Annotated in this window: 21 protein-coding genes; 7 read left to right on the plus strand and 14 right to left on the minus strand. The window is 35.3% G+C overall.

The window, feature by feature from the left end:
• From CAR_RS06980 to CAR_RS13390, 3 genes are all read right to left on the minus strand, one after another.
• Positions 1-1,686: an alpha-glucosidase gene (locus CAR_RS06980; protein WP_013711001.1), complete on the minus strand. Its 1,686-nt coding sequence runs from the start codon at positions 1,684-1,686 to the stop codon at positions 1-3.
• A 119-nt stretch (positions 1,687-1,805) separates the two neighbouring features.
• Positions 1,806-2,792, minus strand: coding sequence for an alpha-amylase family glycosyl hydrolase (locus tag CAR_RS13385; protein WP_013711002.1), 987 nt, complete (start codon positions 2,790-2,792; stop codon positions 1,806-1,808).
• Complete coding sequence (locus tag CAR_RS13390) at positions 2,753-3,523, minus strand: alpha-amylase family glycosyl hydrolase (RefSeq protein WP_274413340.1); 771 nt, start codon at positions 3,521-3,523, stop codon at positions 2,753-2,755. The genes CAR_RS13385 and CAR_RS13390 overlap by 40 nt, the downstream gene beginning before the upstream one ends.
• A gap of 285 nt (positions 3,524-3,808) precedes the next feature.
• On the opposite strand from CAR_RS13390, the gene CAR_RS06990 reads away from it, so the two are divergent.
• Positions 3,809-5,185, plus strand: a complete 1,377-nt coding sequence (locus CAR_RS06990; RefSeq protein WP_013711004.1) for a D-serine ammonia-lyase — start codon at positions 3,809-3,811, stop codon at positions 5,183-5,185.
• 337 nt (positions 5,186-5,522) lie between these two features.
• Here the strand turns inward: CAR_RS06990 and CAR_RS06995 are convergent, their stop codons facing one another.
• The 3 genes from CAR_RS06995 to CAR_RS07005 form a co-directional block, all read right to left on the minus strand.
• The gene (locus CAR_RS06995; RefSeq protein ID WP_041556376.1) at positions 5,523-6,416 is read right to left on the minus strand and encodes a diacylglycerol/lipid kinase family protein; all 894 of its coding nucleotides are present in this window, start codon (positions 6,414-6,416) and stop codon (positions 5,523-5,525) included.
• A 27-nt stretch (positions 6,417-6,443) separates the two neighbouring features.
• Complete coding sequence (locus CAR_RS07000; protein ID WP_013711006.1) at positions 6,444-7,415, minus strand: LacI family DNA-binding transcriptional regulator; 972 nt, start codon at positions 7,413-7,415, stop codon at positions 6,444-6,446.
• A gap of 187 nt (positions 7,416-7,602) precedes the next feature.
• Positions 7,603-8,055 carry a Fur family transcriptional regulator gene (locus CAR_RS07005; RefSeq protein WP_013711007.1) on the minus strand — a complete coding sequence of 151 codons (453 nt, stop codon included), beginning with the start codon at positions 8,053-8,055 and terminating at the stop codon, positions 7,603-7,605.
• Between the two features lie 234 nt (positions 8,056-8,289).
• On the opposite strand from CAR_RS07005, the gene CAR_RS07010 reads away from it, so the two are divergent.
• Both CAR_RS07010 and CAR_RS07015 read left to right on the plus strand, forming a co-directional pair.
• The gene (locus CAR_RS07010; protein ID WP_013711008.1) at positions 8,290-9,582 is read left to right on the plus strand and encodes a glutamate-1-semialdehyde 2,1-aminomutase; all 1,293 of its coding nucleotides are present in this window, start codon (positions 8,290-8,292) and stop codon (positions 9,580-9,582) included.
• Between the two features lie 126 nt (positions 9,583-9,708).
• Positions 9,709-10,806 carry an FUSC family protein gene (locus CAR_RS07015; RefSeq protein ID WP_013711009.1) on the plus strand — a complete coding sequence of 366 codons (1,098 nt, stop codon included), beginning with the start codon at positions 9,709-9,711 and terminating at the stop codon, positions 10,804-10,806.
• A gap of 64 nt (positions 10,807-10,870) precedes the next feature.
• On the opposite strand, the gene CAR_RS07020 is transcribed toward CAR_RS07015, so the two are convergent.
• The 8 genes from CAR_RS07020 to CAR_RS07055 form a co-directional block, all read right to left on the minus strand.
• A complete protein-coding gene (locus tag CAR_RS07020; protein WP_148229394.1) occupies positions 10,871-11,710 on the minus strand; it encodes a hypothetical protein in 840 nt (279 codons plus the stop codon).
• 203 nt (positions 11,711-11,913) lie between these two features.
• The gene (gene ntdP, locus CAR_RS07025) at positions 11,914-12,450 is read right to left on the minus strand and encodes a nucleoside tri-diphosphate phosphatase (protein ID WP_013711011.1); all 537 of its coding nucleotides are present in this window, start codon (positions 12,448-12,450) and stop codon (positions 11,914-11,916) included.
• Positions 12,451-12,672: 222 nt separating this feature from the next.
• Positions 12,673-13,887, minus strand: coding sequence for an A/G-specific adenine glycosylase (mutY, locus tag CAR_RS07030; RefSeq protein ID WP_013711012.1), 1,215 nt, complete (start codon positions 13,885-13,887; stop codon positions 12,673-12,675).
• On the minus strand, positions 13,884-14,738 hold the full coding sequence (gene recX, locus CAR_RS07035; RefSeq protein WP_013711013.1) for a recombination regulator RecX: 855 nt from the start codon (positions 14,736-14,738) through the stop codon (positions 13,884-13,886). The genes mutY and recX overlap by 4 nt, the downstream gene beginning before the upstream one ends.
• 136 nt (positions 14,739-14,874) lie before the next feature.
• The gene (locus tag CAR_RS07040; RefSeq protein WP_013711014.1) at positions 14,875-15,792 is read right to left on the minus strand and encodes a general stress protein; all 918 of its coding nucleotides are present in this window, start codon (positions 15,790-15,792) and stop codon (positions 14,875-14,877) included.
• A 198-nt stretch (positions 15,793-15,990) separates the two neighbouring features.
• Positions 15,991-16,860: an SDR family oxidoreductase gene (locus CAR_RS07045; RefSeq protein WP_013711015.1), complete on the minus strand. Its 870-nt coding sequence runs from the start codon at positions 16,858-16,860 to the stop codon at positions 15,991-15,993.
• Positions 16,861-17,164: 304 nt separating this feature from the next.
• On the minus strand, positions 17,165-18,079 hold the full coding sequence (locus CAR_RS07050) for a general stress protein (RefSeq protein WP_013711016.1): 915 nt from the start codon (positions 18,077-18,079) through the stop codon (positions 17,165-17,167).
• A gap of 251 nt (positions 18,080-18,330) precedes the next feature.
• Positions 18,331-19,062 carry a hypothetical protein gene (locus CAR_RS07055; protein ID WP_013711017.1) on the minus strand — a complete coding sequence of 244 codons (732 nt, stop codon included), beginning with the start codon at positions 19,060-19,062 and terminating at the stop codon, positions 18,331-18,333.
• A gap of 509 nt (positions 19,063-19,571) precedes the next feature.
• Here CAR_RS07055 and CAR_RS07060 point away from each other — a divergent pair.
• The 4 genes from CAR_RS07060 (at position 19,572) to CAR_RS07075 (ending at position 22,067) form a co-directional block, all read left to right on the plus strand.
• A complete protein-coding gene (locus tag CAR_RS07060; RefSeq protein WP_013711018.1) occupies positions 19,572-19,775 on the plus strand; it encodes a DUF1659 domain-containing protein in 204 nt (67 codons plus the stop codon).
• A gap of 54 nt (positions 19,776-19,829) precedes the next feature.
• The gene (locus CAR_RS07065; RefSeq protein ID WP_041556378.1) at positions 19,830-20,054 is read left to right on the plus strand and encodes a DUF2922 domain-containing protein; all 225 of its coding nucleotides are present in this window, start codon (positions 19,830-19,832) and stop codon (positions 20,052-20,054) included.
• Positions 20,055-20,176: 122 nt separating this feature from the next.
• Positions 20,177-21,280, plus strand: a complete 1,104-nt coding sequence (locus tag CAR_RS13395) for a peptidoglycan-binding protein (RefSeq protein ID WP_013711020.1) — start codon at positions 20,177-20,179, stop codon at positions 21,278-21,280.
• Positions 21,281-21,398: 118 nt separating this feature from the next.
• Positions 21,399-22,067: a deoxynucleoside kinase gene (locus tag CAR_RS07075; protein ID WP_013711021.1), complete on the plus strand. Its 669-nt coding sequence runs from the start codon at positions 21,399-21,401 to the stop codon at positions 22,065-22,067.
• Positions 22,068-22,091: the final 24 nt, after the last annotated feature.

The raw sequence follows: 22,091 nt of genomic DNA on the forward strand, positions 1-22,091 counted from the left end.
TTATAGGTCTATTAAAATAACTATAGCGCCATATGGACTCAACTTTAACTGGCCTTCTTGCAGAGTGTTGCCTTCGTTGGTCAACGCAACTGTGTAGGACTGTGCTGTTAACTTGTCAATTGTAATCGTTTGCTTATTTTCTGACATATTGCAACACACGATTGCTTTGCTGGATCCCCAGCTTCGTTCATAACAGTAGGTTTCCAAACTGGTTTCCAACAGTTTAAAATCACCTTCGATAAATAAAGATTTTTGCTTCAATTTCAATACTACTCTGTAGTAATGCAATACGCTGTCCGGGTCTGACTCTTGATCCATTACATTGTATTTTTCTTCAAGGTTCACTCCACTCCATGGCCGATGAGTTGAAAATCCAGCATATTTAGAGTTGTCCCATTGCATCACTCCACGACTGACATCTTTACTCCGTGCATTTAATTGTTCTAATGCAAATTCTTTTGGATACCCTAAATCAAGTGCTTGTTGATAAAATAGATCCGCCCCGGGTAATGCGAACTGTTCGATTCTTTCAATCTCTAAATTTTTCATCCCAATTTCTTCGCCGTTTAATAAAAAAGGAATACCTTTTTGCAAATACATTAAGGTGGCCAACATTTTACTACTATTATCACGATAATGTTCAACCTCACCAAAACGCGATACCGCTCGTGCCATATCATGATTATTCCAATACAAAACAGGTCCGCCAATTGTAGCTAATCCCTTTTGCCATTCAGACATAGTTTGTTTGAATTTTTCGAGATCCAATTTTCCATGTTGCAGGCTTAATGGAAGTCGTTCATCTTTTGAATGTTCTATTTCTGGAAAATACCGGAATGTTATCACGCTGTCACACACTTCATCTGCCGGATCTGTGTATTTTTTTGCTAACTCAAGACTTGCTGATGCCGCTTCACCAACTAAAAAGACATCGGGATAATTTTTACGTATACGTTGACTAAACTCTTTCATGTAGTCAATTACTTTTGGCAGATTGGCATAATAATTTTCTGCTAATACAATTTCATCTTTACTTGCTGTGTCAACATCTGGAAATCCGTTTTCTTTGTCTACATGGATGAACGCATCTAATCTTAAGGCGTCAATTCCCTTGCCTAACCAGAATTCAGCACAATCAGCCATTGCTAAGCGCACTTCAGGATTTTCCCAATTCAGGTCAGGCATCTCTTTTGCGAATAAATGAAAGTAAAAAGAGTTTCCGTTTGGTTCTTTTTCCCAAACAGAACCGCCAAAAAATGAACCCCAGTTATTTGGTACAGAGCGTTGTTCTATCGGATCTTGCCAAATGTAATAATCTCGGTATATATTTTCCGGCCCTTTTAAAGCTTCTTGAAACCATGGGTGTTGATCAGATGTATGATTTAGCACAAAATCAAGCATAACCTTTATACCGCGTTTATGTGCTTCATCAATCAATTTCTCCATGTCAGCCATAGTACCAAAATGATCATCAATAGCGTAATAATTTGCAACGTCATATCCATTGTCAACTTGTGGAGAAACAAAAATGGGGTTCAACCAAATCATATTCACTCCTAACGACTGGATATAATTCAATCGTTGAATAATTCCTTTTAAATCTCCAATTCCATCATTATTTGTATCTTGAAAACTTTTAGGGTAAATTTGGTACACAACTGTATTTTCCCACCATTTATCCTGCATGGAGCACATACCACCTTTGACTTTGCTAAATTCCTTTTTCAACTATTAGCTTACAGAATCCAGAAAGCACTTACAATGAAAATTGCATTGTTACCGTTAACAACTTCTTTAGTTGAAATTTATTCTTTTTCTGCTGTTTCATCAGCTAGTTGATCTTCATACATAAAAACGATGGTCCCATATGGTGCAAATGTAATGGCATCTTTATCGATAGCATTGCCTTCATTTTGCAAAATAACTTTCCATCCCAGTGTTGAAACACCTTCTTCTTGTAGATGTTCTTGTGTGTCCGTTAAATTGCAGCAGACAATTGCTCGTTGCCCATCGTAGTTTCGTTCATAAATGTATAATGTATCTTTTGTCTCATGTAAAGTAAATGATCCTTTCGTAAATACTGCTGTTTTCTTTAATTTTAAAACTTTTTTATAGTAGGCTAAGATACTGTTTGGATCTTTTTCTTGAGCTGCCACATTGTATTTTTCTTCTACGTTTACACCGCTCCAAGGCTTAGTTGATGAAAACCCAGCGTACTCAGAATTATCCCATTGCATAGCTCCTCGACTAACATCACGACCAGTATGGTTTAACTCTTTTAAGATGTGTTCCTCAGAATACCCTAGTTGTTTTGCTTTTTCATAAAAAGAGATTGCACCTGGAGTATCAAATTGTGCGCGGTCACTATAATGTAAATTACGCATGCCGATCTCTTCCCCGTTATAGATAAACGGTATCCCTTTTTGAAGATACATTAACGTTGCCAACATCTTACTGCTATTATCCCTGTGTTCCTCTAAATTTCCATAGCGAGATAGTGCACGTGCCATATCGTGATTGTTCCAATATAAAATTGGGCCGCCATATGGATCCATTTTATTTTGCCACTCATTCATGACTTTTTTGAATGCTTTTTTATCTAGCCGGCCTGCTTGCATATTAAAAGGTAACCGAGGATCTTTCATTGACTCATCTTCTGGAAAAATTAAAAAGGATATAATGGCATTGCACATATTATTATCAGGATTGGTATATTCAAAGGCTAAATCAACGTTCGCTGAAGCTGCTTCTCCTAAGATGAAAATATCTTCTTTAACTTTACGCAAATCCATCGATAACTTTTGAACATAATTTTTAATATTGGGTAAAAAGCATTTATTTTTTGCGCAGATACCAGTTCTTCACCATTTTCCATTTCGACTTGGAAAAAATCATTAGCTTTGTCCATATGAATAAATGCGTCTAATCGGAATCCATCTACTCCATGATCCATCCAGAATTTCCCTACATCCAAAATTGCTTTTTCGACCTCTGGATTGTCCCAGTTTAAATCTGGCATTTCTTTTTTAAATAGATGGAAATAATACTGTTCTCCAACCGGTTCCTTTTCCCACACCGATCCACCAAAAACAGAGACCCAGTTATTGGGCAAATGACCACCTTTTTTTGCATCTTCCCAAATGTAAAAATTGCGATAAGGGTTGTCTGGTCCTTTTAAGGCTTCTTGAAACCAAACATGCTGATCAGAAGTATGGTTGACAACTAAATCAAAAATAATTTTCAAGTTACGTTTATGCGCTTCTTCGATTAATTCCACTGCATCCTCAACAGTTCCAAAAATTGGATCAATCGTGTAATAGTCAGAGACATCATAACCATTATCGACTTGTGGTGAAGAAAAAATGGGATTGAGCCAAATAGCTGTCGCACCTAATTGCTGAATGTAGTCTAAACGGCTGATGATTCCTTTAAGATCTCCTATACCATTATCATTTGTATCCTTAAAACTTCTTGGATAAACTTGATAAACGATTGCTTCATTCCACCAATTATTCTCTTGCATTCCTACCACTCCTTTATAAATGGATAACTGCTTATAGTAATTATTGTATTCATTCATAAAGAGGATTGCCACTTTAGTGATTTAAGATTATTCTAGTCTCATCCAATGGCGTCCGTTTTTTATTTATTTAAAATTGAATTTAAAACTAAACGAAACAGAATCATATGCTGAGGATTTCTAATAATTCCCTAAAAAATAAGGAACTTTCTAGATTTCAAATGCTAAAAGTGTTACTCTTTCAGTAATTGCAACAGGCGTAATTGCCTAGTAGAAAGAGGTATAATAATGACAAGTATTAGTGTTGCTGGTAAAACTGTGGATACATGGGAAAAAGAAATCCCCCAATTAGAAGATCTTCTTTCTTTAAAAGAAATCTTTTGGATCAACGAAGCTAAAATTCCATTTGAAGAAGCTTCGTCCTTAGTTCCCTATACAAAAGATGATGTGAATGATGCTGAAGAACGCTTAAACCGTTTTGCGGCTTACTTAAGAATCGATTTTCCAGAAACTGAAGTAGCCAATGGAATCATTGAATCCCCTTTATCTTCGATTCCTTTTATGAAAGAATACCTTGAAACAGTTTATCATTCTTCTATCCCAGGGACTTTTTTATTAAAACGAGACGATACACTACCAATTGCTGGAACGATCAAAGCAAGAGGAGCCATTTATGAAGTGTTGAAGCATGCAGAAAATCTAGCATTAGAACATGGTTTGATTACCAGTTACGCAGATGATTATGCCGTATTTGCAAGTGAATCGTTTAAATCATTCTTTTCAAATTATAAAATTGCGGTAGGTACTACCGGAAATCTGGGTATCAGCGTAGGAACTGTCGGTGCTAAGTTAGGCTTTGATGTCACGGTACATATGTCCGTGGAAGCAAAGCAATGGAAAAAAGATTTATTGCGTTTTCGTGGAGTCACGGTTATTGAACATGAGTCTGACTTTACAAATGCCGTAGAAAAAGGACGTCAGCAATCTAATTTAGATCCAATGAGTTATTACGTCGATGATGAACATTCAATTGAATTGTTTTTAGGCTATACGGTTGCTGCCAATCGGTTACAAAAACAATTGACTCAAGAAAATATTATTGTAGACGAAACTCACCCTTTATTCGTTTACTTGCCATGTGGTATTGGTGGTTCACCAGGTGGGATTACTTTCGGTTTAAAACAAATTTACGGGGACAATGTTCATTGTTTTTTCGCAGAACCTACACATGTTCCTTCCATGACAGTAGGATTAATGACTCAAAAATATAATGAAGTATCCGTTAAAGATTTTGGCTTAGATGGTTTAACCGTCGCCGATGGATTAGCCGTACCTCGTACATCAAAACTAGTTGCTAGTATTATGAAACACTTTTTTAGCGGTTCTTATACTATTGATGACTTTGAAACAAACCGTTTATTAAGTGCTCTTATTGATAAAGAAAAAATCTTTTTAGAACCAGCTGCTTTAGCGGGAGTTCCAGGTGCACTCAGACTGTTTCAGACTGAGGAAGGCAAAAGTTATTTAGAAAAACATCATTTGATGGATAAAATGGAACAAGCTACACATATTGCATGGGCAACTGGCGGGAGCATGGTTCCTAAAGAAGATATGGATCAATTTTACGAATCGGGTTTACTATCTCCACTGACAGAAAAAATATAAAGTAATAAAGCAAAAAAGAGGTGGGACTTTTGTCCCCACCTCTTTTTTGCTTTATTTTCCTGTTCTAACTACATATTTAATGAGAAAAGGAATTTTGTTTTCGTTTATTGATTACATTGGTGCTGAGTAAGGAATTATTTGACTAATACAGTAAATTTATTGATTAATAAGCACCAGAACAAGTTATTATTTGACTAATAAAGGAGGTTTATTGATCAAATTAGGATCTAAAAAAAATTCATTTAACTAATATTATAGACAACCATTGATTAGCCTCGCCTGAACTATGGTGCTTTAGAGAAATAATCACATAAATTTCAGAAAAGCTTTATACTAGTTAGTTTTTTGGAACAAAAACTGCTAGTGAACTTGGTAGCACTTCTAGTTTAATCGGAAACGGTTGACCTTTATCGCCATCAACAGTGCAGTAGGTATCCTCATCTTCTAACAATCGAATGGTTGCTTTTTTAAAAGCGCGATGTTCCAATTTTTCTTTAGTGTATTCTTTTCCTTGAAGTAATTCTGGCACTAAACTCAATTTTTCTTTAGCTGTGGTTTCTTTTAATGTCACTAAATGGATAAAACCATCATCCATTTCGGCTCCAGGAATGACAGTACCCACTCCACTAACAAAATTACTCATGGCAATTAAGACCATGCTGTAATCGGCTACCCATTTCTCTCCATCAACTTCTAATTCAACTGTGTATGTTTCGTCATCTCTTAAAGCTTTTATTCCTTCAATCAAGTAAGCAAACACACCAAATTTGGTTTTCATCTCAACATCTACTTCTTGAATAGATTCCGGTATTGGACCTACGGAAGTTGAACTAATAAAATACCGACTATTTAATTTCCCTACATCAATTTGTTTAACCGCACGCTGTTTAAATGAGTCAATTGCTATATCAGGATTCGTTGAAATCCCCAAAGCTCTAGCAACATTATTAACTGTTCCAAGCGGTATAATTCCTAATATCGTTTGAGCTTGATGCAACATTAATCCATTAACGGCTTCACTAACAGTTCCATCACCGCCCAATACAAAAACAGCTTCATATTTTTCTAGGGCAGCATCTTCACAAAATGCTGTGGCATCTCCTGCTTTTTCCGTTTTCTTAATGATAAGTTCAGTAAAATCAGGTTCAATTTGCTTTTTCAATTTTCCCATATATTTTTCTGCTTTTTCTCCACCCGAAGAAGGATTTACAATAATCATAGCTTTAGTCATATTCATTCTTCTTTCTAAAATAAATTTTCAACATTTTGAAAAGGGTTGTTGTTGTGTAGTTGTTCCTCTAATAATTAATTCCGGAGTAAAAAAAAGTTCTCCTTGAGGTGCATTTTTTTGTTCAATCTTATTTAACACCATTTTAGCGCAAGCTTCTCCCATTTGAATAACAGGTTGTTTGACTGTAGTCAATTGTGGGAAAGCAATCTGATCTAAAAAAACGCCATCATATCCAATAATGCCAAAATCAGCAGGTATACTTCCACCCATATTGATAATTCCTCTTTGGATCCCAATGGCTAAACGATCTGAGCTGCAAATAAAGAGCGTACTGGGTTTGAATTTCTCCCAGTTTTCTCTAATAAACTCTGCAGCATAACGCGAACGATTTTCAAAACGATGAATTTCTGGTAGGCGTTTATTTTTTTGAAGCGTAACTATGTATCCACTCTCACGTGAATATTCAAAGGGTTCTTTTACATCCATCCCAATAAAAATAATGTTCTCATACCCTAAATCAACGCCATATTGTGTTGCTTTCGCAATTCCTTCTTTATTGTTCGAATCAACAAAATCATAACCATGTCGATTTTCACCAAATAAAACGACGGGTTTTGTAGCACCGCTTATCCAATTGTAATCACTCTCACGCATGCCGCAAATAATGTATCCATCACACGCACCTATATCAAAATTATTTTTAGTAACCAATTGTAAAGAGTAATGACGATTATCTAATTCTCGTGCAATACCGGTTAACAAATGCATGTAATACGGTTCTGTTGTGTCCATTTCTTCAAGGATAAACAATTTTATGATTTGTGTACGGTTATTGACCAATGCTTTTGCTGCAACATTTGGACGGTAATTAAGTTCTTCCATTGCTTCAAAAACAAGTTCTTTTAATTCGTCAGTCACTTGTTCGGGATGGTTGATCACTCTGGATACTGTCATTTTTGATACATTCGCTTTTTTCGCAACATCATTAAGTGTAGTCATGCCGTCTCCCTTCCTTTATCTAGTCTCATATCTATTTATATACTCTATCTGTATCTTCCATTATAAAGCTAATAGTATAGAGAATTTATTTTTGTGTCAATGTTCCCTTAATAATCTTTAATCTTACGCAAAATAAAAAAGCACCAAAAAGGTGTTTTTTATTTATCCTATTCCTCTTTAGCACGATTCACAATTTTTCATTTCCTTCTAATTTCAATTGACATTCCGGACAGACACCGTAAATTTCTAATCGATGTCGCTTAACCTTAAAACCGGTCAGAGTAGTCGTTACTTCACCAATATCCTCTAATCCTGGATAATAAAGGTCTTCAATTCTTCCACATTCTTCACAGATGGCATGGTAATGTTGTGCAGAAGTAAAATCAAATCGACTTGAAGCGTCTCCATAGTTCATTTCATCCACAAAACCTACTTTAGTAAATAATCGCAAATTATTATAAACAGTTGCAACACTCATATTAGGGAATCTAACTGCCAAAGCTTGATAAATTTCATCCGCTGTCGGATGGTTGTCATTCTCAATTAAATATTCTAAAATACCGTAACGCTGTGGCGTAATACGTATGTGCGCGCGCTTTAATTTCTCAATCGAATGAGCGACTAAATGATTTGAGGTCATAATTCTCTTCCTCTCAAAGTTAATGAATAAAAAAATTCCAATGCTTATATTTTTTTTATAATGATTACTTAATAGTGATTATTACCTTATAATAAATGTTTTATAATTTAATGATAACTTTTCTATCTTAACTTTGCAAATAAATCCTTTTATCGCTATCAAAGGATTTATTGCACTTCTATGGTGGGAGCATTACAATAGAAATGATTATACTTTTAAGGAGGCAATTATTTTATGTTAAACCATACTCAAAGCGATCGGTTAGCTCATGAAGCGAACCAAGTTATTGTTGGAGGAGTGAATAGTCCAAGCCGCTCATTTAAAGGCGTTGGAGGAGGCAATCCGGTTACTATGGCGCGTGGGGATGGAGCCTATTTATATGACGTTGATGGCAATCGCTATATTGACTATTTAGCAGCTTTTGGACCCATTATAACTGGATTCAATCATCCTCATATTGTAAAAGCAATAAAAAAAGCTGCGGATACCGGTGTGTTATTTGGTACACCCTCTGAACATGAAGTGACTTTTGCAAAAATGTTAACCTCTGCTATTCCTTCAATGGATAAAGTACGTTTTACAAATTCTGGAACTGAAGCCGTTATGACAACCGTTCGTGTTGCTCGTGCGTATACAAACCGGGAGTTGATCGTTAAATTTACTGGTCAATACCATGGTCATTTTGATCTCGTACTCGTTGAAGCAGGCAGCGGACCATCTACACTAGGTACCACAGATTCCGGTGGAGTAACAGTAGGTACATCAAAAGAAGTGGTCACTGTACCTTACAATGATATTGAATCCTACAAAGCAGTTATGGAAAAATTAGGAGATAAAGTCGCAGCTGTTTTAGTGGAACCAATCGTCGGAAACTTTGGTATGGTAGCCCCTAAACCTGGATTTTTAGAAGCTGTCAATGAAATCACTCATGAGCATGGAGCCTTAGTCATCTATGATGAAGTAATCACCAACTTCCGTTTCCATTACGGAGCCGCTCAAGATATGTTAGGTGTTATTCCTGATTTAACAGCATTTGGAAAATCTATTGGTGGAGGATTACCGATTGGAGCGTACGGTGGACCATCACGCATCATGGATACTGTAGCTCCTCTCGGGCCTGCCTATCAAGCCGGTACAATGTCTGGAAACCCGCTTTCTATGCAAGCTGGAATTGCTTGTTTAGAAGTTTTACAAGAACCTGGAATCTATGAAAGAATGGCTGACTTTGCTATTCAATTAAAAGATGCTCTTCTTGCGGCTGGTAAAAAACATAACATCCCAACAGTTGTGAACCAAATTGGTGGGTCACTAACCGTCTACTTCTCAGATCATCCAATTGAAGATTATGCTGATGCAAAAAATACGGACTCCGAACGTTTCGGAAGGTTTTTTAAAGCAATGTTGAACGAAGGCATCAATCTTGCACCAAGTAAATATGAAGCTTGGTTTCTAACCATCATGCATACACAAGAAGATATTGATGTAACTAAAAAAGCGATTGATAAAGCTTTTTCTAAACTTTCTTAAAAATATAACTGTACGCTGTTCTATTATCTTAATTTTCAAACTATTTGCTATAAATTCTTTGCTTATTGACTCTAAGTAGCTTATCATACAAGTATAACTATCAATTAATCGGAGTGAAACTATTTTATGAGAATTGGAGCAAGAACGCTCAAAACAGGAATAGCTGTTGCGCTTGCATTAGCTATTCCTGCGTTATTAAACTTTCCATCTGGCAGTGTTCTAGCTGCTATATCAGCTATTTTCGCATTGCAGCCATCAGTCAAACGATCCATCAACACCCTCAAAGATCGCATTATTGCCAACTTAATCGGCGCTTTGGTTGCTATATCCATCACGTTAACTTTAGGCAATCACTATATCATTGTTGGGTTAGCTGCTTGTCTATTGATTGCTATTTTAAATCAGTTGAACCTTAGCAGTGTGATTGGTTTAGCTACTGTAACACTAATTGTTATTATGGAAACCACTGAAGATAATTTTATCCTTTATGCCACTATACGAGTCGCAGCTACCATTATGGGGGTTTTTATCGCTTTCTTGGTGAATACTATTTTGTTTCCTCCAAAGTATGAAGAAAAATTGTATCACGTTACCGACTACTCAACAACTGAAATCATGAAGTTTTTACGTGCAAGTGTGCGGAAAAACAGCCAATACCCTATTTTAAAAAAAGATTTAAAATGGATCAAATCAGAGCTCAATCGGATGGATGTCTACCTTTCATTATTCAAAGATGAAGGAGTGACCACGAGAAAAAAAGACCGCATTCAAAAAATGCGTAAAGTAGTAGTTTACAGACAAATCATTGCAACAACAAGAGAAGCCTATAATTTGTCTTACACGTTTCATAAATATGAAAACTCCTTTAATCATTTCCCAAAAGATTTGCGTATTTTGATACGAGAACGTCTGGAAACTTTACTCACAGCACATGAACAAATCTTATTAAAATTTAACGGTCGTGTTTCACCAGATAGTGTAAACTTTATTGCGTATAAAGCCCCGCTCAGAAAAGAATTTATGCAGTCCTTCTTTGATGAAGCAAGTTTGGAAGAATACTTGCATGATGACTATGGCCAAAGTAATGCGGTTATTCATATTATGTCCAGTATTTTAAAATATGAGGAATATTTAGAGCATTTAAACATTTTAGTCAGTAGTTATAAAGGAAACGATTGGAACCCGGATACAGATATTTCTAACATCGAACACATTGAACAATAAAAAATAGTAGAAAAAAAAGCAGTTGAGCGTATTCGCTCAACTGCTTTTTTTCTACTGATATTGATTAAATTCCGCTGGTAGTATCTCTTTTTTGATTTAATGCTTCTTCGAATAACGCACGGTATACCGCTGTTCCTTCACCATTCAATGATTTTCCATTCTCTGTTAAAGTGCTCTCCAACGAAATTCCGTCAGCCTCAAGTTTTTCAAGGTAGCTATCATGCAAATTGAACCCAATCCATTCATTAGATTCAACTGTTAACACCATCTCATTTAAATAGGAAGTATAATCAAGTGTTCTTGAATTATTGTTTCCTTTTTCACTGCTACTTGGATTAGGAGAAACAAAGACAATCAACGACTCAGGCAAGACATCTTTTATTGCGGCATAATTCATTGCTAAATAATCACTTGAGTCAGCTAAAGCGATATCTAACTCTTGATCTGCATAAGGAGTTAATTGAAAAAATACAACATCTGGATTTGTTTGAGCAAGATCTGTCACTTTATTTTCACTGATTAATTGATAAGAATTATAATCGGTATAAGGTAAACGATTAACTTTCATTGTGCTGCCAACTTGATCATTTATGTATGTATCTATTTCTGAAACCCATTGCTCTTCTTGAGCGATGTCTCCATAAAAACTGATTGAAACCTCATCTTTTAATAAGCTAACGTACTTTAAATAGTCTATTACCGAAAGCTCTCCACGGCTTTCTTCATATCCAGCAACCTGTGTAGATACATCTTCTTGCGTTACTGCTTCTGTTTTTTGATCTGTTTGTTCAGCAACTGACATTAATTGTTCTTGCTGTTTTTTAGAGAAGTTTATGCCAAAAAAGACAACTCCTACAGCTAAAATGATTAGTAAAAAAATAATAAACCCACTTTTTTTAGACACTTTTTTCACTCCTAATTTATCCATTAATTTTTTCTCTCGAATAATTTCATTTGTTATTGAACCCTTGATTATTTTACCATACATTCATTCAAAGCCACTATACTTTTTCACTAAAATAGTAAAGAGGCTCCGGTATTTTGGAACCCCTTTACTATTTGTCTATCTATTATGGAGAAATTACTGTCATCTTATCCAGTAGAAGGTCATTGCTTATGCGATAACTGTTGATAGCGTTTATACCATATGTCAACATAGTCTTGTGAAAAAGGACCTTTTTCTTCGTTGATCCAATCCACTAGAATTTTCACGTTTTCTTTTAAGATATGGTCAATATCATCAGGATAATTCCACTTTATGCTATGATCTTCATACTCATCTACATCCAATAAGCGTTTTTCGCCATCTGGAAAGACTTTGATATCTAAATCATAATCAATATACTTCAGGCCTTCTTCATCTAATGCATAAGGCGAAGCGAGATTGCAATAGTAAGAAACACCATTATCTCTTATCATTGCAATAATATTGAACCAATAGTGCTTATGAAAATAAACAATCGCTGGTTCTCGCGTTAGCCATCTTCGGCCATCCGATTCCGTTACAAGAGTATGATCATTCACTCCTATTAACGACTGATCACTTGTCTTAAGTACCATTGTATCTCTCCAAGTGCGATGCAAACTGCCATCATGTTTATAGCTTTGGATTGTGATGTATTCTCCTTCTTTTGGAATATGCATCCCTAACCCAACTTTCTTTTTCTCACATAAAGATCGTAAGAACTTAGTAAATAATAAACCAGAGAGTGAATGAACACTCGACTCGTACTTATTATATCACAACTCTTAATCTTTATAGTACAAAACCAAATAATTAATGAAAAAAAAATGAGAACCGACACTCAAAAAAAAAGACCTCTTTTTTCATTTGTTACTGAAAAAAGGGTCTTTAATCTAGTTTTGTCAGACTTGATTTTTAAATTTTGTTAAATAGCTTTGCCACATTTTCGTTTGAGGGCCTGGAAATACATATTGATCAAAGTCAGAAGGCTTTACCCAATAACAGTTTTCAGGAATATCGATAGGTTCCTCTATTAGTAATTGACCATAATAAACAGCGATAAACCATTTCAAATGACTAAAAATATGCTGAACTTCAACAAAGGGTGCTTCCATTAAAGTCGGCCTAATTTGGTATTTATTTTCCAGTTCAGTCATAACCTTTTCCATCACTTGTTCTGTTCGCTCTTCATCGTCTACTTGAGTCAATGTTCCGTGTGCAATTCCTGTTTCCTGAACCACTAATTCTTCTTCAATTAGTGGAAAAGTCCACATATTAGCCAACAAGCCATTTCCAGGACGCTTTTCTAGTAAAAATGCACCACTTGAATTTTTAATAATCGCCCCTATATAATAAACCGGCTTTGCTTTTTTCTTTTTACTTTTTACGGGGTATTTCTCCCACGTGCCATTTTGATACGATTGATTAAATTCTTTAATGGGGCTTAATTCTGGATGGTAATTTTTAGGCGTACAGATACTTGAACCCAAATCCATAAATGCTTGATTAAAATCTCCTGGTTTATACGGATCAATCAGTTCTCGTATGATGGCCTCAAAAATTTTACGATTGCCCGGCTTAGCAATATCCGCATCAATTTCAAATAACCGACTCAACACGCGCATCACATTTCCATCTACAGCTGGTTCAGGAAGTCCAAAGGCCATACTCGAAATCGCGCCAGTTGTATAAGGTCCTATTCCCTTTAATTTACCAATTTCTTTAGGATCAGTAGGCATTTCCCCATCATAATCGTTCATGATTTGCTGAGCTGCAGTTTGCATATTGCGAACTCGTGAGTAATATCCCAACCCTTCCCAAGCCTTTAACAATACGTCTTCATGTGCATGTGCTAATGCTTCTATCGTTGGGAAAGTATTCATGAAATTTAAATAATAAGGAATAACAGTATCTACTCTTGTTTGTTGCAACATGATTTCAGATACCCAAATACGATACGGATCGTTGTTTTTTCGCCATGGTAAATCTCGTTTTTCTAAATCATACCAACTTAAGAGGGTTTCTCTAAATCGATTGATTTTTTCTTGGGGCCACATAGGAATACCATAAATTTCATTTTTGTTTGTTGCATCTAAATTTGATTCACTTAATGTCATTCTTCCTCTTCTTCCATTTCTTTTTCATTGATATATTGTGTAATTAAGTCGCCAGCAAATCCTTTTTGAAACAATCCACTTTTAACTTTTTGAATTTTTTTAGCTCCTGTTAACTTAGTTTGCTTGCGCCAAATTTTATCACCTTGTGCTTTTAATGCTTCATACTCCTCATCTACTTCTTTTTCTGTAGTAATTTGTTCCAATACTTGTGTAATAACATCTGATTGGAATCCCTTTTGCATTAAATTTTGACGAATTTTATTGTTAGTTTCTCTTGATGAATGACGCGAAGAACGTCGCATAACTTTTTCCGCTAAGGCAACACCATTTTCTACCATTTGATCAAACGGATATTGCTCCATTGCTTCTTCAATCGTTTCATCTTTAACTCCACGTTTTTTCAACTCTCTTTTTATCACGTAAGTCCCCTTTCCGCTAACATTTGCAGCGGTTCTTGTATAACTTTCAGCATACATTAAATCGTTTAAGTAGCCTTGTTCTTTTAATTGTTCGATAACCTGATCAGCAGTTTCGCTAGTAAATTCATGAGCGACCAGATCATCTTTCACTTCCTTTATTGAACGCAAAGAATAGTTTAAGTAAACGAGCGCCCTTGTATAAGCTTTGCGGTACCCATCTTCTATCTCTAATTCTTGACGGAATGTTTTTGAGATCTCCATTCCTTTATGCAAAATGTGCTTAATTAAAATAGCTTCATCAACAGGAAAAGCATATTCTCCATCTAAATAAATATTGTAGCGCCCTTTTCTTTTTTGCGCTTCAATCTTTGTAATTTTGGGTAATTCAGACGTTGAAGAGCCATCATTTCCACTATTGGGTTTATAGATCATAGCATCACCCTCCTACTTCAGTTCCACTATTATAACATAAAACAACTACAAACACATGTTCGAAAGTTATCATGCAACGATTTTAATTAAAAAAAGTGATTCAGACATAAGCCTGAATCACTTTTAATTTTACTATTTAATCTCTGAACTCTTCTCTTGGGTCATTTATCGGTTGGTTTGATAAAGTACTACCATCAAAAATTGGCAAATCTACTTCCTCTTCGTTTGGTGAACTAGGGCCAACCTGATCTTCATGCTTTAATTTATCCTCTGTAGGTTTTCCTTGCAACGGATTGTCATTAGGATCAAAGTTTTTATGTGACCACGGTTGTCTTTTTGGAGATACAACATCTCTTGTATCATCTCTTCGATCTTGATCTCTACTAAATGAATCATTGGTTAATTCACTGTCTTGATTATCTTGCAATCTAGGCTTGTTCTCTTGTCTAATCGATTCTACCATAATGTCATCTTCTTCAATCGTTTCAGGAATTGTCGTGTCGATTACATCAGATTTCACTATTATGCTTTCATCAAGTTCATCTTGTTCTGTAAACTGATTCGTTAAAGGAACTTCAGCATTGTTTAAATAATCATTTCCATCATTTGCATAACTCACTTCATCGGTCGGTTGTGAAGCATTTCTGACTTCTCGTACACCTTGACCAGCTTGGCCAACAGTCCCAGAATTTTTTTTAGTTGTATTGGTTTTTGAAGTTGAGGCTTTATCTTTATCAGCAAGTACAATGTATTCACCTTTTTCCAAAGACTCATTGTATTGCTCTGCACTAGCTTCATCTACACCAAAATTTTCTAATACCAAATCTTCATCTGTATCAGCGAATAAATGTTTAAATTTATCCCAGAAAGATTCTTTTTCTTCTGATGAAACTTTATCGATTTCTACACCTGTTTGACTTTGAATCGTTGCAGGATCTTGATTAGTCGTCACAATTTTTATACTGTCTGTTGAATGGCCTTCCGCGATCAATTGTTCTACACAAGCCGTTGTTTCTTGTACGTTTGAAAATGAACCGATAACTACTTTATTCATCCTTTACACGCTCCTCTTCTTTGTATCCTCTTTATGGTTTAGCTAATCAACCTGCTAAGTAATCATGAGGACTAAAATCAAACACTTATATTTCTATAATTAACTTTACCAAATGAAAAATAAGTTTTCAAAATAGACGACTTGTAATCAGACTAGAAGTGCATTTAGTTGTAATTTTAAAAAAATCAAGAAACTATTTTAGCCGTTTATGACCACTCCACCATTAACATGCAACACTTGGCCAGAAACATAACTAGAGTCTGTACTCGCTAAATAGACATACGTTGGCGCCAATTCAAAAGCTTGACCAGCTCTTTCTATTGCTCCGCCTTTACCCCAGTCCTCTAATTGTTCTTCTGTAAAAGTAGCTGGTATAAGTGGAGTCCATATTGGACCAGGAGCCACACCATTTACGCGAATTTTTTTATCAATCACTTCACTATTTTGAGAAAGAGATCTAGTGAACGCTGTAATTGCACCTTTAGTAGCTGAGTAATCTAAAAGGTGTTCACTTCCACGATAAGCTGTAATGGATGTTGTGTTGATGATTGATGCACCTTCTGACAAATGTGGCATTGCAGCTTTCACAAAGTAGAATTGACTAAATATGTTGGTTCTAAATGTTCGATCCAATTGTTCTGCGGTTATATCTCCAATTTTCTCTTGGACATGTTGCTCGCCAGCATTGTTGACCAATATATCTAGATGGCCCCATTTCTCAATTACTTTCGATACTACTTCCTTAGCATAAGACTCTTGTCCTACATCACCTTTAAACACTAAGGCTTTTTGACCAATCTTTTCAATTCGATTTTTTGTATAATTTGCATCATCCTCTGATTCTAGGTAACCAATAGCAACATCTGCACCTTCTTTTGCAAAAGCAATCGCTACAGCTTGCCCGATCCCACTATCTCCACCCGTAATGATGGCAGTCTTACCTTCAAGTTTACCTGCTGCTTTGTAATTTGGATCTTCTGTTTGTGGTTCAGGATTAATATTCTTGCTATCATCATTTAACAAATAATTTTTCTTCGGTTTTTGAGTTTCTTTATCAGGATTTTCCATTTAACATTCCTCCTAATTTTTCTCTACAAATTAAGGATAGCAACTTGGGAAAACGAATACAAATAAGAAGACTTCTCTGCATAAAATTTGGTAAAAAATAAGCTATCATTAATAGGAATCTATAATTTTTAGTGTTGCTAAATTAATCAAACTACTCACCAAAATTTCTGGAGGAATGGGTGGCTTGTAGCCCTGTACAGGATTCAAAGAGAATTATAAACGTTAGTGCTAAAACATTTATACAAAAAAGGATTAAGACTTTTATGTCTCAATCCTTTTTTATGATTTTTTGAAATACTAATTGTTATTTATCTTCGTCATCTTTTTGAATCGTTTTTCCGCCAGCTTCTTCGTAATTATCACTATAATACGCATCGCTTTCGGGCTGCTTGGAGTTCATCTCAGGTTTTGATTCTTCTGTTTTTTCAGTTCCTTTGCTGTGAGAAGAATCTCCTCCATCCACAACTCCTTTGCTGATATTTCCAGGGTATACATGTCCTTCGTTTTCAGCCACTACTGTAGATTCGTCACCGGTTAATTCAGGCTCTGTTTCAAGAGAAGAACCTTTAACATCTTCATTTACTGATGACACTGTATTGCCATCTTGTTTTTGATTTGACGTAATCGGACTAATAGATTCCTCTGAAGTTGAACTTTGCTTATCTGGAGCTGTTACAGGATTTCCTTCGATATCTTCTCTGGAAGATTGAGCTTTAGTGGGATCGAATTGTTCGCCTTCTCCAGGTACTGTATCCATTTTTTCTTTTGTAGGAACTTTAACCGAATCTGTTGCTGCAATGTCTCCACGTTCATTTTCTTTATCTCCATTTAGCACTTCTTCATTTACTTGAGATAAGTGTTGTATTTTTGATGGGCCTACACTGCTAACAAGGATAACAATTTCTCCACTTTCTAAAGCTTCTGTATAATGTTCACCAATATCTCCCTCTACACCATATTCTTCTAGAGGATTTGAAATTTCATCTGAATTGTATCGTCCAAAACTGAAAGATTCCTTTAATTTTCCCCAAAGAGACAATCCTTCAGTAGAATCGACAGCCTCAACCTCTACAAGGGTTAAATCTTCTAATTCTTTTTCATGTTTTTCATTGGTCACAATAATGATTTCATCTGTTGCATACCCTTCATTAATGAGTCTTTCTACTGCACTTACCGTTTCTTCTTTTGATGTATATGTTCCTTCAACTCTTCTATCCATTTGAACTCACACTCCATTTCCTATAGTAACGTTGAACAGTTTAACGTTTTGCTACGTGATGACTATTTTGGTATTTTTAGTCATCCTTAATTTATATTCATGATAGCAAAAATTCATAGCACTAGCAAAGAAGAAGCCTTTGCTAATGCTATGAAAGATTGTTCGAGAGATAGATTAGATTCTAAGGTACCCATAACTAATTCTTTTCAGAATTTTTTTTGAACCATCAAAACTAGTTGTTAAAACACCCTTTAATCATTCTCATATAATTCTTTCTGCTTTGTAGTATCTAGCGTGATGATAATTTCATCTTTTTGTTCTTCCAAATACACTTTATTGCTAATAAATTCGGCAACTTTAAGAACGACTTTCTGACTATAAAAATCTACAGCCAACGCTACTAGTTTTGCTTCTTTTAAATGGTACTCATTCATAAAATGTGTCAGCGCAAAGCTATATTGAAGGTTATTTCCATGTATTAAATCATTTTTTATTAAATCTAACATTTGCAAATAACGATAATTTTCTCGTGTCACGGTTGTTGGAGGATTGACCAACTTGAATTTTATGTCCGTTGTTTCAATATTGCCATTTCTTTTTGCATTGGTTGCAATAATCATTTCGCTTGGGGAATTTTCGATAAATTCTAATTTATGCAAAAATGCTGCTCCTGTAAGATAACCAAATACATTTCCTCTTTTATCTTCTATATAAGTTCGGTTAATTAGTTCAATACTATCAATCCCTATTTCTTCGGCTGGATCCATGTCATCCCGGTAATAGACACCAGTTCCAAAACGCTTTAAATAGTTACCATCCTTTACCATTCTCATTAGAATAACATTCACATTTTTTCTTGCTTGTTGACACATCTTTTGGTCATCAGCAAATTGTTCTATGTAATGCATGATGTCAGAAATAAAAATTGGACTACCAATATTCTGGTTTAAGACATATGTTTGGACAAGTTTTGTTAAATTCATATTGATCTCCTTATTCGCTTGGCTTAGAAGTATTTCAGTATTCTAATATAATTAAAAAACACTATTTATTTTTAAGTTTACAAAATTAAAAACTATTTCGCAAGTAAAAGCATAGGCTTTTAATAGTTCACTTATTATCCACTAAATCGAAAGATTTGTAAACGTTTTAAATACTTCTTTTAAGTTAGAAGAGTGATTGGTTGAAAGCATTTCTCCTGTTCATTTTTCTGTCAAACTTGAGTCCAGTGTACTGTATTCAACGGGGTACTCTCTCTTTCCCAAGATGATTGGTATATCTGAATAAGAACTACACCTTCCTTCAAGACAGCATTGGTTAAACCGGATGACACGAAGCAGCGATAGGTATTTTTTTTATGCCCGCTTTCTAAAGTAGAATGTTTACCTTTTCAATACTATGTAACACTCCATCCCTTCTAAACGTTATTACAGATGTAAGATGTCATGACAATAACTTACACAGTAACTTATTTTATAAGGAGGAATAAATTATGCAAAAAGAATGGACAAAAGGGGCAATTGAAGTACATTTCGAAGATGCTGCAAATGAAAAAACGTTAAAACGTAGCTATTCTAACACAATCAACTCTGTAACAGACGAACAAGTTGAAGGTTTCTCTGCAGCTTTAGAATCTTTAACAAGTTTACCTTATGTACAATCAGTCATGGTTGAAGAATATACCTATACACGCTAAGCAGTAAAGAGAACATTTATTTAAATCAATTTATCCACTAAGGAGGAAATGAATATGGCAAAATCATTGGAATTAAGATTCGTTACTAGTTTAGGAAAGTCAAAAACAATGAGTGTAAAAGATCCAATTCTTAATTTAACTACAGAAAAAGCTCAGGAAGCAATGAATTCAATCATCTCGTTAAATATGTTCCAAATTGAAGGTGCAAACCCCTACGCTACTGTAGTAGGTGCTCGCTACGTCGAGCGTGTAGTAGATGATATCTTCGAAGTAGAATAACAGCTAATAAGTATAATGGTAAAGCACTACCGAGTCTGTTTTAGAACACGCATAAATTAATCGCTAAAAAATAGGGTGGGACAACAGTCTCACCCTATTTAATTATTACAGGAGGAATAATAATGACTTATACAATTGAACACCAGCTTTTGACAATCACTCAGAAAAACTTGATCAGCAACAGCCTGGTTATCGCCCACGAATCTGGAAATGCAAAAAATACGGGATTACTTTCCCTAGAAAATGAAATTACTTATATGAAGCGTAACGCTCAAACCAATGGTCCGTTCACAAGCCGTTGGGTTGGTGGAGGCGGAAGAATTATCCAGATCGCTCAAACAGGAAAAATACAGTATGGTGCTGGAAAAAACGCCAACCCTCATGCATATGCTCAAGTAGAATTAGCACGCACATCAAATCCAGTTTGGTTTAAAAAAGATTATCTAGCCTATGTATGGCTATTAAAAAAACTTGCTGTAGAAGCCGGAATCCCTACTTCATTAAATGCGGGTACTACTCTTGCATCAAAGGGCATTAAAACACATCATTGGATCTCCAACAATTTAGGAGGTACCACTCATACCGATCCTGATGCTTATCTAATGCAAAACGGTATTTCTCTTACTCAATTTGCGCGTGACTTATCCTCAACTACTCAAAAGGAATTTTTATCAACCCCTTCTCCTACTAGACCAAATCACTTGTACCATATTGTAGTGAAAAGCGATTCTTTATGGAGTATTGCTAAAAGATATCATACTACCCTTACTTGGTTGAAAACGATCAATCTACTATCTTCTGAAACTATCCTAATTGGTCAAAGGTTAATCATTTCAACAAATTATTCAAATGTAGCTCCCTTTTCCCAACTTGCGATCATAAAGACTATTCAAAAGACTCTTGGCATCAAGCAAGACGGTCTTTTTGGCCCGGTAACAAAACAAAGCTTAATCTGTCTAGTTCAAAAAACAATTGGTTCCAAACTCGATGGCTATTGGGGGCCTGAATCTGCTTCAAAAATGAGAATTCTAAAAACCGGATTCTCTGGATCGGATGTGTACGTAGTCCAAGCTTTTTTAATAGGTAACTATCATTTAAAATTAGGTACGCCAGATAAACAATATGGTCCAAAAACAACAGAGGCAGTCAAACAATTTCAACTTAATTCTGGGCTTTTAGCTGACGGCATCACTGGTCCAAAAACATGTCAAAAATTATTTTGCTGATTCATTTCTTTCCTTCAACTTTCCAAAATTACCCGAAAAGCCGTTTTAATATATGGTATACTAAAGTACGCAAAAGAAAGAAGAAGACATCGGTCTTTGATAGGAGTGTGGCCGTTATATGAAGGGAGAAAACAAAGCTGTGATTGTTTTAGCTGGTATGATTGGTGCTGGTAAAAGCACCTACACAAAATTCATTTCAGAAGCATTAGGAAGCGAGGCTTTCTATGAGAGTGTGGATGATAATCGGATTTTGGAAAAGTTCTATGAGAATCCTGAAAGATGGGCTTTCTCACTACAAATTTATTTTTTAAATACTCGTTTTAGAAGCATTAAAGCTGCCTTTAAGCATGAAAACAATGTACTGGATCGTTCGATTTACGAAGATGCCTTGTTTACTCGAATCAATTATGAAGAAGGAAATATGAGTGATGCTGAGATGGACACTTATTTAGATTTATTGGATAACATGATGGAAGAGCTAGACAATATGCCTAAAAAATCTCCGGATTTATTAATCTACTTACGTGGCTCTTTAGATACTGTTTTAAACAGGATCGAAAAACGTGGTCGTACTTTTGAGCAAATCGGAGAAAATAGTGGATTACTAGACTATTATACTCATCTTCATAGTCAATATGATAGCTGGTTTAACGCTTACGATAAAAGTGCTACTCTGATAATTGATATTAATCAATATGATTTAGAAAAGTTAGAAGATGCTGAAAAAGTTCTCAATATGGTCACAGAAAAATTAGAAGCTGTTAGAAATGAACATTCGGTTGGATAAAAAAACAGTTGAGCATATTTTGCT

Source organism: Carnobacterium sp. 17-4 (assembly GCF_000195575.1).
Taxonomy (GTDB): domain Bacteria; phylum Bacillota; class Bacilli; order Lactobacillales; family Carnobacteriaceae; genus Carnobacterium_B.